The sequence below is a fragment of the Pseudomonas sp. TCU-HL1 genome, from assembly GCF_001708505.1.
In the GTDB taxonomy this organism is placed as follows: Bacteria; Pseudomonadota; Gammaproteobacteria; order Pseudomonadales; family Pseudomonadaceae; genus Metapseudomonas.
In genome coordinates this window covers 4,858,655-4,872,758 of record NZ_CP015992.1, presented here as the reverse complement: position 1 = coordinate 4,872,758, position 14,104 = coordinate 4,858,655, and the positions used below count along the sequence as shown (strand labels likewise).

Here is a 14,104-nt window from a genome sequence, read left to right as displayed (position 1 = left end):
TCAGCAGCATAGCTGGCGCCTGGCCACTGCAGCTTGCTCTGGATCAGGCCTCCATCCGCGCCACTTCGGCCAGGCGGGCAATGGCCGCGTCCAGGTCCTCCAGCGCCTGCTGGGCGGCCGGGTCGTTCTGCTTGAGCAGGGTTTCGCTGCGCTGGCAGGCTGCCCGCAGTTGAGGTACGCCGCAGTAGCGGGTGGCACCGTGCAAGCGATGGACGCGCTCCAGCAGGGTGGTGCGGTCGCCGCTGCGCGCCGCCAGCCGGATGGCTTCGCGGTCGGCCTCGAGCGAGGCGAGCAGCATGGACAGCATGTCGGCCGCGAGGTCCGGCTTGCCGGCTGCCAGGCGCAGGCCTTCTTCCGGGTCCAGCACACTCAGACCGTCAGCCTCCTGATCTTCCCGCCCCGGCCGCTGCCGCTGCATGGGTTGGCCGTCGAGGCTGAGGCCGCTCCACTTGAGCACCACTTGGGCCAACTGGCGCTCGCCGATGGGCTTGGTCAGGTAGTCGTCCATGCCGCCCTGGAGCAGGGCACGCTTTTCATTGGCCAGCGCGTGGGCGGTCAGGGCGACGATGGGCACCGGGTCGATGCGCTGTTCGATCTCCCAGCGACGGATGGCTTCGGTGGCCTGGGTGCCGTCCATGCCGGGCATCTGCACGTCCATCAGCACCAGGTCGAAGCGCTCGCGCTGCACGGCGTCGACGGCGGCGAAGCCACTGTCCACGGCCCGCACTTGCGCGCCCATGTCGGTCAGCAGGGTTTGTACCAGCAGCAGGTTGGCCGGGTTGTCGTCCACGCAGAGCAGCCGTGGTGCTCGGCTGTTGTTCATCTGGGGGGGTTCCAGGCGCGGCTGGCGTGGGCTGACCAGGCTGCTGAGGGCCAGTTGCAGCTTGCGGGTGCAGGCCGGCTTGGCCTGCAACTGACTGTGGGTTTCGGGCAGGGCCCGATGATAGAGGGCCTGCTCGGTGGTGGGACAGAGCACCAGGCTCTTGCAGCCGAGCTGTTCCAGTTCCCAGATGCGCTGGCTGAGCTGCTCTGGCGACAGGGTCTGCACATCGGTGCCGATCACCGCGAGGCTGATGGGGCGGTTGCCCAGGCGACGTGCGGCCACTTCGTCCACCAGGGTGTCGATGCCGGGGTATTCCAGTACGTCCAGGCCGCAGTCTTCCAACTGGTGGCGCAGTGCCTGGCGGGTCAGTTCCTGGGGTTCGAGTATCGCCACCCGACGGCCGTCGAGGCTGGATTGGGCGAGGTCGTCTATCTCGTCCAGGGATTTGGGCAGGCTGAGGGTGATCCAGAACTCCGAGCCCACTCCTGGCGTGCTGCTGACGCCGATCTCGCCGCCCATCTGCTCGATCAGGCGCTTGGAAATCACCAGGCCGAGACCCGTGCCACCCGCCTGGCGGGACAGGGAATTGTCAGCCTGGGTGAAGGCCTGGAACAGCGCACGGAGGTCCGCGTCGGTGAGGCCGATGCCGGTGTCCTGGACGCTGATGCGCAACTGCGCCAGTTCGTCGTCGCTGTCGTCTTCGAGCATGGCGCGTACGGCGATGGTGCCTTCGTGGGTGAACTTGATGGCGTTGCTCACCAGGTTGGTCAGCACCTGCTTGAGGCGCATGGGGTCGCCCATGAGCTGCAGCGGTGTGTCGCGGTAGACCAGGCTGACCAGTTCCAGGCGTTTCTCGTGGGCCGCCGGGGCGAGGATGGTGAGGGTGTCCTGGATCAGGTCACGGAGGTTGAAGGGAATGTTCTCCAGTACCAGTTTGCCAGCCTCGATCTTCGAGAAGTCGAGTACTTCGTTGATGATGCCCAGCAGGCTGTCGGCGGACTTCTCGATGGTGGCCAGGTAGTCCTGCTGGCGTGTGGTGAGTTCGCTTTTCTTCAGCAGGTTGGTGAAGCCGAGGATGCCGTTGAGCGGTGTGCGGATCTCGTGGCTCATATTGGCGAGGAACTCGGACTTGATGCGGCTCGCCTCCAGGGCCTCCTTGCGCGCCAGGTCCAGTTCGATGTTCTGGATCTCGATGGTTTCGAGGTTCTGGCGGACGTCCTCGGTGGCCTGGTCGATGTTGTGCTGCAGCTCTTCCTGGGCGGACTGAAGGGCTTCAGCCATGCGGTTGATGCCCGAGGCCAGTTCATCCAGCTCATGGCTGCCCAGCGGCGGCAGGCGGGTTTCCAGTCGGCCCTCCTTGAGCAGCGCAACGCCCTGCTTAATTCGGCGCAGAGGGTCGTTGATCGCGCGGCTCATGCGCAGGGCGAGCAGGGCGGTGACGCCGAGACCGGTGGAAATCAGCAACAGGCTGGCCAGCAGGCTGCGATAGCCGCGCAGCAAGGTGCCCTGGTGGGACATTTCCAGCTCCACCCAGCCCAGCAGGTTGTCGTTGGGCAATGGCGTGGTGTCGCCGGACAGCACGCGGTGGCGTTCGAACACGGGTTGCAGGAAACGGGTGGCGTCGGTATTGCTTTTCAGGGCGAGGTTGTCGCCCTCGCCGTCGGGGCTTTCGTTGAGCATGCGCGGCCCGGCATGGGCCAGGCGCTTGTGGTCGGCGCCGATGAAACTCACGGCGCGGACGTCAGCCTGGTCGAGGGCGTGATCGGCGATGCGCTCCAGGAGTACCGCGTCGCCGCGAATCAGTGCAGGGGCGGCGAGCGGCGCGAGGTGCTCGGCGATCATCTGGCCACGTTGCAGCAACTGGGTCTGCATGTCGGCCTGTTGCACCCAGGTGAAGTAGCCCCCGAGTACCAAGGCCAGCAGACTGGTGGGCAGCAACGTCAGCAGCAGCACGCGGCCCTTTATACCCAGATCCTTGTACACACCCGTCCTCCCCATGCGTTTCCGCGCAGTGTAGCGACACATTGGATGGGAATCTGCTGACAGTCTTGTAGAATTGCAGCTGTATTACGTAATAATTATTATTTGCATTTTATCTCCCGTGCTGGGTTTCCATCGCGCTCCCGCCCGTATCCTGGCCATCGAGGACGACCCGCTGGTGGCCGGCCACCCTTGGGAACGGCGCCCCTGTTGGCGCTGGCCTGGGTCGTTGAACTCCAGACCGATGTGCAAGGTGGGGGCAGGTCGGTCAGGAATGGCCTTCAGGCGCTGACGAATGCCGCCAGGGCCTCGTGGTCGCTGTCGTCACCCAGCTCGGCGGCGCGTTCATGGTAAGCCAGGCCGAGGGCACGGATACGCGGTTCCGTGGCTTCGGCCAGGCTGGCGCGACTGACCCGCAGGAAGTTGAGGTTGCCGCCGGACAGTGCCTGCTCCAGCCAACCGATGGCCTCGTCCACCTTGCCTTGGGCGGTCAGCACTGCGGCGTGGCTGAACTGGCCGCGAAAGTCGCCGGCTTCGGCAGAGCGGCGATACCAGGTGAACGCGGTTTTGACACTGGGCTCGACGGCGATGCCTCCCTCGTAATAGCGCCCCGCCAGGTTCATTGACTTGGCATGACCCATCTCGGCGGCCCGAAGGTAGAGGACGAAGGCCTCGCTCTGGTTGCGCTCCACACCGCGTCCCGTGGCGAGCAAGCCGGCGTAGTTGTACATCGCCCAGTCCAGCCCGGCGGCCACGGCCTTGCGGAACTGAGCGGCGGCACGTTCGAGGTCCACCGGCCCGCCCCAGCCTTGTTCCAGGCAGCGACCGAGCATGTTGCGCGCCATGGCGTCACCGCGCTCGGCGGCGATGCTGAACCAGGTGCGCGCCAGGGCCGGGTCGCGCTCGATGCCGTTGCCGTCCAGAAGAATCTGGCCAAGCAGCGTCTGCGCTTCCACCACGCCTTCGCGGGCAGCCGCCAGGATGGTCCTGGCCGCCTGGCGCGGGTCGCGGGCCAGGCGCTCGTGCAGCTCGTCGCTGCTGAGGGTTTCGGTGCGGGTCAGGGTGAAACTCACGGACTAGACCTCCGCCCAGCGGCGCAGGAGGTTGTGGTAATTGCCGGTGAGCTGGACCAGCGAAGGGTGGTCCGGCACGTCGCGGGCGAGGCTCTGGATCGCCTGGTCCATCTCGAACAGCAGGGTGCGCTGGCTGTCTTCGCGAATCATGCTCTGAACCCAGAAAAACGATGCCAGGCGTGCGCCGCGGGTGACCGGTTCGACCTTGTGCAGGCTGCTGGCGGGGTAGATCACCAAGTCGCCGGCGGCCAGTTTGACGCGGTGTTCGCCGTAGGTGTCCTGAATCACCAGGTCACCGCCGTCGTAGGACGCCGGATCGCTGAAGAACAGGGTGGCGGAAACGTCGGTGCGCACCTGCTCCGGGCTGCCCTTGATCGCGCGAATGGCATTGTCGATGTGATAGCCGAAGGTGCCGCCGCCGCTGTAGCGGTTGAACAGCGGCGGGTAGACCTTGTTGGGCAGTACCGCGGACATGAACAGGGGATTGTTCCAAAGTCGCTGCAGCATGGCGGTGCTGATTTCGTGGGCCAGTGGAGCGCCTTCGGCCAGTTGCTGGTTGTGCTTGGCCTTTGCCGACTGGTAGCCCGCTGTCGCCTTGCCGTCCACCCATTCGGCCTGTTCCAGGGCCTCGCGGATACGTGCTGCTTCATCCGTCGTGAAGATGCCGGGAATGTGCAGGAGCATGGCGGGCCACCGGGGCGAAGTGAGAAGGAGGCGAATAGTATTTATTTTCATTCAGGCTGTAAAACCGGAGGCCTGCTACCCATTGCCGTCCAGGCCGCCCGTCGGCGGCGCCTTATGTGTGGATGAGCCGCCCGGCGCTGCCTCCGGGTATCTGTGATTTCGGCACATATATATAGCCGCACGCCATAAGCCGAAACGCTTGCGCCATATGGCGTTGCTCGGTTTGCCGCTATCATATGCACCCCCTGCGTCTGGATTGCGAAACCCGCCATGACCCTGCAGTACCCCACAATCGCCGATTGCATCGGCCATACGCCGCTGGTGCGTTTGCAGCGCCTGGCTGGCGAAACCAGCAACACCCTCCTGGTCAAGCTCGAAGGCAACAACCCCGCCGGTTCGGTCAAGGATCGCCCGGCCCTGTCGATGATCACCCGCGCCGAACTGCGCGGTGATATCCAGCCCGGTGACACCCTGATCGAAGCCACCTCCGGCAACACCGGCATTGCCCTGGCCATGGCTGCGGCCATCAAGGGCTACAAGATGATGCTGATCATGCCCGACAACATGAGCGCCGAACGTAAGGCCGCCATGACCGCCTACGGTGCCGAGCTGATCCTGGTGAGTCGCGAAGAGGGCATGGAAGGGGCCCGCGACCTGGCCGAAAGCCTGCAGCGCGGTGGTCGCGGCAAGGTGCTGGACCAGTTCGCCAATGGCGACAACCCGGAAGCCCACTACGTCGGCACCGGTCCGGAAATCTGGCAGCAGACCCAGGGCAGCATCACCCACTTCATCAGCTCCATGGGCACCACCGGCACCATCATGGGAGTGTCGCGCTACCTCAAGGAGCAGAACGCGGCTATCCAGATTGTCGGCCTGCAGCCGCAGGAAGGCTCGGCCATTCCCGGCATCCGCCGCTGGCCGCAGGAATACCTGCCGAAGATCTACCAGGCCGAGCGTGTCGACCGCGTAGTCGACATGGCCCAGAGCGAAGCCGAAGACACCATGCGCCGCCTGGCCCGTGAAGAAGGCATCTTCTGCGGCGTATCTTCCGGTGGTGCCGTGGCGGCCATGCTGCGCCTGTCCCGTGAAGTGGAGAACGCCGTGATGGTGGCGATCATCTGCGACCGGGGCGATCGCTACCTTTCAACTGGTATTTACGAAGACCCCAATGTCCCGGCGTAACACAGGCCTGCGTTTCCAGCCCAGCGGCGGAGCGCGGACCCCGCAAGTCCCTGTGGGCAAGAAGCAGCGCCTCACCATCGAGCGGCTGGCTCACGACGGGCGCGGTATCGCCTTCGTCGATGGACGCACTTGGTTCGTCGCCGGCGCCCTGCCGGACGAGGAAGTGGAAGCCCGTGTGCTCGCCGCTCGTAGCCAGGTGGTGGAGGCCCGCACTGAGCGAGTGCTGAGCGCCAGTCCGTTGCGCCTGGTTCCACCCTGCCCCCATGCCGGCCACTGCGGCGGCTGCACGCTGCAACACCTGCCCCATGGCGACCAACTCGCCCTCAAGCAGCGCACCCTGGTGGAGCAACTTGCACGTTTTGCCGACCTGGCTCCGCAGACGCTGGCGGCCCCACTTGTGGGGACCGAATTCGGCTATCGGCGCCGTGCGCGCATCGCCGTGCGCTGGGACGCCAAGGTCCGCGAGCTGGAAGTCGGATTCCGTGCGGCGTCCAGCCAGGCGATCGTCGGGATCAAGGATTGCCAGGTACTGGTACAGCCCTTGCAACCGCTGATGCGTGCGTTGCCCGAACTGCTGCGTGGCCTCGAAAAGCCACAAGCGGTGGGGCATGTCGAGCTGTTCCACGGCACCGCTTCGGCGCTGCTGCTGCGTCACACCCAGCCCTTGAGCGAGGCCGACCTGCAACGCCTGCGTGAATTCTGCGCGGCCCACCAGGCGCAGCTCTGGCTGCATGGCGAGGGTGAGCCCTGCCCGGACCAGCCCGATGCACGCCTGGGCTATCGCCTGGAGCGCTGGAACCTGGAGCTTGAATATCGCCCCGGCGATTTCGTTCAGGTGAACGAGGCGGTCAATGAAGCGATGGTGGCGCAGGCGCTAGACTGGTTGAACCCGCAGCCGGGCGAACGGGTGCTGGATCTGTTTTGTGGGCTCGGCAACTTTGCTCTGCCACTGGCGCGCCAGGTGCGTGAAGTGGTGGCGGTGGAGGGGGTCGAGGCCATGGTTGAACGGGCGCGTGGCAACGCCACCGCCAATGGCCTGGAGAATGTGCACTTCTTCCAGGCCAACCTGTCGAACCCCCTGGCCGATGCTGCCTGGGCACGACAGGGTTTCGATGCCGTACTGCTCGATCCGCCGCGCGACGGTGCGTTCGAAGCCGTTCGGCAGATGGCTGCAACCGGTGCGCGAAGAGTGGTCTATGTATCCTGCAACCCAGCGACCCTGGCGCGTGACAGCGCCGAACTGGTCAAGCAGGGATACCAGCTGAAGAAGGCCGGGATTCTCGACATGTTTCCTCAAACGGCCCATGTCGAGGCCATGGCGTTATTCGAGGTGGGCTAGGAAGCCCGCGTAATCCGACCGGCACGACAGAGGCTGGCGACAATTCGACGTGAGGGGTTCACGTCGTAGGGAAGGTAGGCAAGATGGTACAGGTGAGAGCGCAACAGCCGGTCAATACGGACGGCAGCATCAACCTCGAGGCGTGGCTGGACCATGTCATCAGCCTCGATCCGGTGCTCGACCGAGCGGTGCTCAAGGAGGCGTGCGAGTTCGCCCGCGACGCCGAACAGCAGGCCATAGCCGCACAGAATCGCTGGGCGGAGGGCAACTCCAGTTTCCAGACGGGGCTCGAGATCGCCGAGATACTCGCTGACCTGAAGCTGGACCAGGAGTCCCTGGTGGCCGCCGTGATCTACCGTGGCGTGCGTGAAGGCAAGATCCAGCTACAGGCCGTGCAACAGCGCTTTGGTGCGGTGGTGGCCAGGCTGATCGAAGGCGTGCTGCGCATGGCGGCCATCAGCGCCAGTCTCAACCCCCGGCAATCCATGGTGCTCGGTACCCAGGCGCAGGTGGAAAACCTGCGCAAGATGCTGGTGGCCATGGTCGACGACGTGCGCGTGGCCCTGATCAAGCTGGCCGAGCGTACTTGTGCCATCCGTGAAGTGAAGAACACCGACGAGGAGAAACGCCACCGCGTTGCCCGCGAGGTGTTCGACATCTACGCGCCGCTCGCCCACCGCCTGGGTATCGGCCACATCAAGTGGGAGCTGGAGGACCTGTCCTTCCGCTACCTGGAGCCGGAGCAGTACAAGCAGATCGCCAAGCTGCTCCACGAACGCCGCCTGGACCGTGAGCAGTACATCGCCGACGTGATGAAGCAGCTGCGCGAGGAACTGGCCGCCACCGGCATCAAGGCCGATATCAGCGGCCGCGCCAAGCACATCTACTCCATCTGGCGGAAGATGCAGCGCAAGGGTCTGCAGTTCAGCCAGATCTACGACGTGCGTGCGGTGCGCGTGCTGGTGCCTGAATTGCGCGATTGCTATACCGCGCTCGGTATCGTCCACACCCTCTGGCGACATATTCCCAAGGAGTTTGACGACTACATCGCCAACCCGAAGGAAAATGGCTACCGCTCCTTGCACACCGCGGTGATCGGCCCGGACGGCAAGGTGCTGGAGGTGCAGATCCGCACCCATGCCATGCACGAAGAGGCCGAGCTGGGTGTCTGCGCCCACTGGCGCTACAAGGGCACCGACGTCAAATCGAGCTCCGACCACTATGAAGAGAAGATCGCCTGGCTGCGCCAGGTGCTCGAGTGGCACGAGGAGCTGGGCGACATCGGCGGCCTGGCCGAACAACTGCGGGTGGATATCGAGCCCGACCGCGTCTACGTCTTCACCCCGGATGGCCACGCCATCGACCTGCCCAAGGGCGCTACGCCGCTGGACTTCGCTTACCGGGTGCACACCGAGATCGGCCATAACTGCCGCGGCGCCAAGGTCAACGGCCGTATCGTGCCGCTGAACTACAGCCTGCAGACCGGCGAACAGGTTGAAATCATCACCGGCAAGCACGGTGCACCCAGTCGCGACTGGCTCAACCCGAACCTGGGCTACATCACCACGTCCCGGGCGCGGGCGAAGATCGTTCATTGGTTCAAGCTGCAGGCTCGCGACCAGAACGTCGCCGCGGGCAAGGCCATGCTCGAGCGCGAGCTGTCGCGTCTGGCACTGCCGCCAGTGGATTTCGAGAAGCTGGCCGAGAAGTGCAACCTGCGCACGGCCGAAGACATGCACGCCGCCCTCGGCGCGGGCGACCTCCGCCTGGCTCATGTGGTCAATGCCGCTCAGGCCCTGGTGGAGCCGGAGCGTGGCCACAGCGAGCAGTTGGAGCTGATTCCGCGCAAATACCACCACCACAAGCCGGGCAAGCGCGGCGACGTGCAGATCCAGGGCGTGGGCAACCTGCTGACCCAGATGGCGGGCTGCTGCCAGCCGCTGCCGGGCGATCCGATCGTGGGCTACATCACCCTCGGTCGTGGTGTCAGCATTCACCGCCAGGACTGCCCGTCGGTCCTGCAACTGGCGGGTCGCGAACCCGAACGGATGATCCAGGTGAGCTGGGGCCCGGTGCCGGTGCAGACCTACCCGGTGGACATCATCATCCGTGCCTACGACCGTTCCGGCCTGCTGCGTGACGTTTCCCAGGTGCTGCTCAACGAGCGCATCAACGTGCTGGCGGTGAACACCCGCTCGAACAAGGAAGACAACACCGCCGCAATGCTGCTGACCATCGAAATTCCCGGTTTGGATGCGTTGGGCCGGCTGTTGGCGCGTATCTCGCAGTTGCCGAACATCATCGAAGCCCGTCGCAATCGGGCTGCCTGATGTAGGTTGGTCCGAGCTTGCGAGGCCCAACGCCCATGTTGGGCTTCGCTCCGCTCTGCACCAACCTACGGAAGATCCCCACAGGATTCCGTCATGTATCTACTCAACGACCTGCTGCACTTGATGGCCCGGCTGCGCGATCCGCAATATGGCTGCCCTTGGGACCTGAAGCAGGACTACGCAAGCATCGTCCCGCACACCATTGAGGAAGCCTACGAAGTGGCCGATGCCATCGAGCGTGGCGACTTCGATCATCTGCCGGGCGAGCTCGGCGATTTGCTGTTCCAGGTGGTCTACTACAGCCAGCTGGCGAAGGAGGAGGGGCGGTTCGAGTTCGCCGGTGTGGTGGACGCGATTACCCGCAAGTTGGTGCGTCGCCATCCTCACGTATTCCCCGACGGTGACCTCTACGGCGCGCCGGACATGGCGCGGCTGGAGGAGGCCGCGATCAAGCAGCGTTGGGAAGAGATCAAGGCCGAGGAGCGCGCCGAGAAAGCTGCCGCGCCCGAGCAGCTCTCCCTGCTGGACGACGTGCCCGCCGCGCTTCCCGCCCTGAGCCGCGCCGCCAAGCTGCAGAAGCGTGCCGCCCAGGTGGGGTTCGACTGGCCCGAGGCCCTGCCGGTGATCGACAAGCTCCGCGAAGAGCTGGACGAAGTGCTGGAGGCCATGAGCGAGAACGACCCGCAGGCCATCGCCGACGAGGTGGGCGACCTGCTGTTTGTGGTGGTCAACCTGGCGCGTCACCTCAAAGTCGATCCGGAAACTGCCCTGCGCAGCGCCAATGGTAAGTTCGAGCGCCGCTTCCGATTCATCGAAGAGGCATTGCGCAAAGCGGGGCGTCCCATTGAAGATTGCACCCTGGAAGAATTGGATGCCCTGTGGGGCGAAGCCAAGAAGCAAGAAAAACTCAGCCTTGGCTGCTAGCAGGTAGTTTTTCAACAGCCTGACAACTCGAGAGATTGAATTTCTTTATGAGCCTTTCCCTCCGCGACCAGCTGCTGAAAGCCGGGCTGGTGAACGAAAAGCAGGCCAAGCAGGCCGCCAAGCAACAGCAGAAGCAAACACGCCTGGAGAAGAAGAACCAGGTCGAAAAGGACGACTCTTTGCGCCAGGCGGCCCTTCAGGCCAACGCCGACAAGACCGCCCGCGATCAGGAACTGAACCGCCAGCAGCAGGAAAAGGCCGAGCAGAAGGCCAAGGCTGCGCAGATCAAGCAACTGATCGAAAGCTCCCGCCTGCCCAAGCTGACCTCCGACGACTACTACAACTTCGTCGACGAGAAGAAGGTCAAGCGCATCGCCGTCAACGCACTGATGCGTGACAAGCTGAGCCGTGGTTCCCTGGCCGTCGTCCGCCACGGCGGTGGTTATGAGGTGATTCCGCGTGATGCGGCCCTGCGCATCCAGGAGCGTGATCCGCGCCGGGTGGTGCTGCTCAATACCCAGACCGAAGAGCCGGATGCGGATGATCCGTACGCCGCCTACAAGGTACCGGACGACCTGATGTGGTGATGCGATGAAGAAACCGGGCCCTGGCCCGGTTTTCTTTTGGAGGTTCGTCTGGCCGGCTGCCGGCTGCCGGGTGGCGTAGGTGGTGGGAGCAACTTCAGTCGCGAATGAATTCGCTCCCACAAGGAGCTTCAGCTTGTAGCCCGGATGCAATCCGGGGGGCTCAGCAGATCTGATTCCCCAGCAACACCCGTCCGAAACTCGCCCCTTCGGTCAGCGGCGTGATCGCCGTGATCTGGTCCAGCCGCAGGCGCTCCTGGCCGCCCTCGTTCTGCACGATCAGGAACTCCTCCTTGTCCGGTGTCGTCAGGGTGGTCATGGCGCGAGCGTCCAGGCGGGCGCCGCCGGCCAGTTCGATATGCAGCTGGTAACGGTGCAGGCAAGCGATCTCGATATAGTCGTAAAGGTCGCAGGAGAGCGGCAGGTATTCCTCGGTCATGGCGTTTTCCTCTGCGGCGTGCCGGGTGAACAGCATAGGCGCTGGCAGCGCGCCCTGACTGTCCTTCAAGTATCAGCCCGTTTCGTCCATCCGGGGCCCGACCAAGGTACGGCGAGCTTTTCAGCGGGCACAAAAAACCGGGCACTGGGCCCGGTTTTCCGTGTGAGGCCGGTGTTACTCCGGCAGGCCCTGGACCGCCTTGCCGTTCACCGTGCCCTCCTTGAGCATGATCTGGTATTCCTTGCCGTCCTTTTCCACCTGGTGCAGGCGGACCAGCAGGTAATCCCAGTCCTTGGCGAACCAGAGCACGGTCTTGCGGCTGCTCTGGGTCGGATCGCGCACGCGCTCGACCTTGATGGCATCCACCAGGCCGGCCTTGGTCCGCACGCGCTCCTCGCCCAGTACGCGGAAGTCGTAGGTTTCGATCTCGTCGCCGTCGATCACCTGGTAGCTCATGCTCTTCTTGCCGTCGGCGACGTCATGCTGGAGCACCAGCTGATAGGTGGATTTGTCTTGCAGGCCACGGTTCAGGGGCAGGCGCACCTGGTTGCCGCGGTCGGTACCGATGATTTGTTTCTGGGCCCAGTCGAAGTCGAATTCCACCTGCTTGCTCTTACCCAGGCCGCTGCGGCTGAAGCGGTAGGTCAGGGGCAGGAAGGCGTTGCTTTCGACGCGGAAGGTGCTCACTTCGCTCAGGCTGGCGACCAGCATGGCGGCTTCGAAGTCCAGTTCCCAGCGGCCATTGTCGAGCTGCTTCAGGCTGCGACCGGCCGTGCCGCTGATGGGCAGCTGTTTCCAGTCGGCGGTATAGCTGGCTTCGAAGGGTTTCAGCTCGGCCGCCACGGTGGGCAGGGTGAAGAAGGCGAGGAGCAACAGCAAGGCACGACGCATTGGCGAATCTCCTAGTTACGCAGTTGTTGCCCGCACGAGGGCAACGCTTGTCCATCCAGTTCGGCGCCGTTCGGGCCCAGGCGCAGTCTACCTTCGGCAAACCAGCGCATGGCCAGCGGATAGATGCGGTGTTCCTGCACGTGAACCCGCTGGGCCAGGCTTTCCGGCGAGTCATCCGACTCTACCGGGATCAGGGCCTGCACTACCAGAGGGCCGCCATCGAGTTCCTCGGTGACGAAATGCACGCTGCAGCCGTGTTCCGAATCGCCGGCTTCCAGTGCGCGCTGGTGGGTATGCAAACCCTTGTGCTTGGGCAACAGCGAGGGATGAATGTTCAGCAGGCGCCCCTGGTAATGGCGTACGAAACCAGGGGTGAGGATGCGCATGAAGCCGGCCAGCACGACCAGTCGTGGTGAATAGGCATCGATGGTTTCGATCAGGGCGGCATCGAACGCTTCGCGGTCGGCGTAGGCCTTGTGGTCGAGTACCTGGGTATCGATACCGGCTTGCTTCGCGCGCTCCAGGCCGAAGGCATCGGCGCGGTTGGAAATCACCGCGCGGATGCGGGCCGGATGATCGTCACCGGTGACGCTGTCGATCAGCGCCTGCAGGTTACTGCCGGAGCCGGAGATCAGCACCACCACATCACAGCGTGCGACCATCAGTGGCTTTTCAGGTTGTTCAGCACAACGCGCTGGGCGCCTTCGGCGGCAGCGGCGATTTCACCGATGACCCAGGGTTGTTCGCCAGCGGCGCGCAGTACCTTGAGGGCCGCTTCGGCTTGCTCGGGAGCCACGCAGATGACCATGCCTACGCCGCAGTTCAGGACGCGGTGCATCTCGGTTTCGTCGACGTTGCCTTGTTCCTGCAGCCAGTCGAAGACCGCGGGACGCTGCCAGCTGGCCACGTCGATCACGGCTTGGGCATTGTCCGGCAGGACGCGCGGAATGTTGTCCAGCAGGCCGCCACCGGTGATGTGGGCCATGGCCTTCACGGCGCCGGTTTCCTTGATCAGCTGCAGCAGCGGCTTGACGTAGATACGGGTCGGGGCCATCAGCAGGTCGGTCAGGGGCTTGTCGTCGAGCTGGACCTGCTCGATGTCGGCGCCACTGACTTCGATGATCTTGCGGATCAGCGAGTAGCCATTGGAGTGCGGGCCGGAGGAGGGCAGGGCGATCAGGGTGTCGCCGGTGCGGACCTTGGAGCCGTCGATGATTTCGGCTTTTTCCACCACGCCGACGCAGAAGCCGGCCAGGTCGTAGTCTTCGCCTTCATACATGCCGGGCATTTCGGCGGTTTCGCCACCCACCAGGGAGCAGCCGGCCAGTTCGCAACCTGCACCGATGCCGGTGACCACGGTGGCCGCCACGTCAACGTTGAGCTTGCCTGTGGCGTAGTAGTCGAGGAAGAACAGCGGCTCGGCGCCACAGACGACCAGGTCGTTCACGCACATGGCGACCAGGTCCTGGCCGATGCTGTCGTGCTTGTTCAGGTTCAGCGCCAGGCGCAGCTTGGTGCCGACGCCGTCGGTACCGGAAACCAGTACCGGCTGCTTGTAGCCGGCCGGGATCTCGCAGAGGGCGCCGAAGCCACCCAGGCCGCCCATCACTTCCGGGCGCGCGGTGCGCTTGGCCACGCCTTTGATGCGTTCGACCAGGGCTTCACCTGCGTCGATGTCTACACCGGCGTCCTTGTAGCTCAGGGAGGGTTGCTTGCTCATAAATCCAGGCCTATAGGGGGAAATTCGAGGATCGACCGGCAAGTCTGGCTGCCGGTTTGCGAAGGCGCGCGATTTTATCAGGCTTGCCCGGTAGCGGCCATCGGCAGCGGTCGGCGCCGGGGATAAAGCGAGTGA

General features: G+C 64.4%; 12 protein-coding genes. 5 read left to right on the top strand and 7 right to left on the bottom strand.

Features of this window, described 5'->3' with window-relative positions; genetic code table 11:
• Positions 1-43: 43 nt before the first annotated feature.
• From THL1_RS22315 to THL1_RS22305, 3 genes are all read right to left on the bottom strand, one after another.
• Complete coding sequence (locus THL1_RS22315; protein ID WP_069085268.1) at positions 44-2,806, bottom strand: ATP-binding protein; 2,763 nt, start codon at positions 2,804-2,806, stop codon at positions 44-46.
• A gap of 278 nt (positions 2,807-3,084) precedes the next feature.
• Positions 3,085-3,876 carry a tetratricopeptide repeat protein gene (locus THL1_RS22310; RefSeq protein ID WP_069085267.1) on the bottom strand — a complete coding sequence of 264 codons (792 nt, stop codon included), beginning with the start codon at positions 3,874-3,876 and terminating at the stop codon, positions 3,085-3,087.
• Positions 3,877-3,879: 3 nt separating this feature from the next.
• Complete coding sequence (locus THL1_RS22305) at positions 3,880-4,560, bottom strand: Fe2+-dependent dioxygenase (protein WP_069085266.1); 681 nt, start codon at positions 4,558-4,560, stop codon at positions 3,880-3,882.
• Between the two features lie 270 nt (positions 4,561-4,830).
• Here THL1_RS22305 and cysM point away from each other — a divergent pair, with 270 nt between their 5' ends.
• The 5 genes from cysM (at position 4,831) to THL1_RS22280 (ending at position 10,922) form a co-directional block, all read left to right on the top strand.
• Entirely contained in the window at positions 4,831-5,742 is a 912-nt protein-coding gene (cysM, locus tag THL1_RS22300; RefSeq protein ID WP_069085265.1) for a cysteine synthase CysM, read from the top strand.
• Positions 5,729-7,081 (top strand): 23S rRNA (uracil(1939)-C(5))-methyltransferase RlmD, encoded by a 1,353-nt coding sequence (gene rlmD, locus THL1_RS22295; RefSeq protein WP_069085264.1) that lies wholly within the window; start codon positions 5,729-5,731, stop codon positions 7,079-7,081. The genes cysM and rlmD overlap by 14 nt, the downstream gene beginning before the upstream one ends.
• A gap of 83 nt (positions 7,082-7,164) precedes the next feature.
• The gene (relA, locus tag THL1_RS22290) at positions 7,165-9,411 is read left to right on the top strand and encodes a GTP diphosphokinase (RefSeq protein ID WP_069085263.1); all 2,247 of its coding nucleotides are present in this window, start codon (positions 7,165-7,167) and stop codon (positions 9,409-9,411) included.
• Positions 9,412-9,504: 93 nt separating this feature from the next.
• Complete coding sequence (gene mazG / locus THL1_RS22285) at positions 9,505-10,335, top strand: nucleoside triphosphate pyrophosphohydrolase (protein ID WP_069085262.1); 831 nt, start codon at positions 9,505-9,507, stop codon at positions 10,333-10,335.
• Between the two features lie 47 nt (positions 10,336-10,382).
• Positions 10,383-10,922 carry a DUF2058 domain-containing protein gene (locus THL1_RS22280; RefSeq protein WP_069085261.1) on the top strand — a complete coding sequence of 180 codons (540 nt, stop codon included), beginning with the start codon at positions 10,383-10,385 and terminating at the stop codon, positions 10,920-10,922.
• A gap of 160 nt (positions 10,923-11,082) precedes the next feature.
• On the opposite strand, the gene THL1_RS22275 is transcribed toward THL1_RS22280, so the two are convergent.
• The 4 genes from THL1_RS22275 to purM all read right to left on the bottom strand — a co-directional run bounded on the left by THL1_RS22275 (position 11,083) and on the right by purM (position 13,969).
• Positions 11,083-11,358: a Rho-binding antiterminator gene (locus tag THL1_RS22275; RefSeq protein WP_069086607.1), complete on the bottom strand. Its 276-nt coding sequence runs from the start codon at positions 11,356-11,358 to the stop codon at positions 11,083-11,085.
• 174 nt (positions 11,359-11,532) lie between these two features.
• Positions 11,533-12,249, bottom strand: a complete 717-nt coding sequence (locus tag THL1_RS22270; protein WP_069085260.1) for a DUF3108 domain-containing protein — start codon at positions 12,247-12,249, stop codon at positions 11,533-11,535.
• 11 nt (positions 12,250-12,260) lie between these two features.
• Positions 12,261-12,911: a phosphoribosylglycinamide formyltransferase gene (gene purN / locus THL1_RS22265; RefSeq protein WP_069085259.1), complete on the bottom strand. Its 651-nt coding sequence runs from the start codon at positions 12,909-12,911 to the stop codon at positions 12,261-12,263.
• A complete protein-coding gene (gene purM / locus THL1_RS22260; protein ID WP_069085258.1) occupies positions 12,911-13,969 on the bottom strand; it encodes a phosphoribosylformylglycinamidine cyclo-ligase in 1,059 nt (352 codons plus the stop codon). Before purM ends, purN begins: the two co-directional genes overlap by 1 nt.
• Between the last annotated feature and the right edge of the window lie 135 nt (positions 13,970-14,104).

Coding starts and splice junctions, on each gene's coding strand:
- rlmD (WP_069085264.1), top strand. CDS start 5,729: ATGTCCCGGCGTAACACAGGCCTGCGTTTCCAGCCCAGCGGCGGAGCG.
- mazG (WP_069085262.1), top strand. CDS start 9,505: ATGTATCTACTCAACGACCTGCTGCACTTGATGGCCCGGCTGCGCGAT.
- purN (WP_069085259.1), bottom strand. CDS start 12,911: ATGGTCGCACGCTGTGATGTGGTGGTGCTGATCTCCGGCTCCGGCAGT.
- THL1_RS22270 (WP_069085260.1), bottom strand. CDS start 12,249: ATGCGTCGTGCCTTGCTGTTGCTCCTCGCCTTCTTCACCCTGCCCACC.
- THL1_RS22280 (WP_069085261.1), top strand. CDS start 10,383: ATGAGCCTTTCCCTCCGCGACCAGCTGCTGAAAGCCGGGCTGGTGAAC.
- relA (WP_069085263.1), top strand. CDS start 7,165: ATGGTACAGGTGAGAGCGCAACAGCCGGTCAATACGGACGGCAGCATC.
- cysM (WP_069085265.1), top strand. CDS start 4,831: ATGACCCTGCAGTACCCCACAATCGCCGATTGCATCGGCCATACGCCG.
- THL1_RS22275 (WP_069086607.1), bottom strand. CDS start 11,358: ATGACCGAGGAATACCTGCCGCTCTCCTGCGACCTTTACGACTATATC.
- THL1_RS22305 (WP_069085266.1), bottom strand. CDS start 4,560: ATGCTCCTGCACATTCCCGGCATCTTCACGACGGATGAAGCAGCACGT.
- purM (WP_069085258.1), bottom strand. CDS start 13,969: ATGAGCAAGCAACCCTCCCTGAGCTACAAGGACGCCGGTGTAGACATC.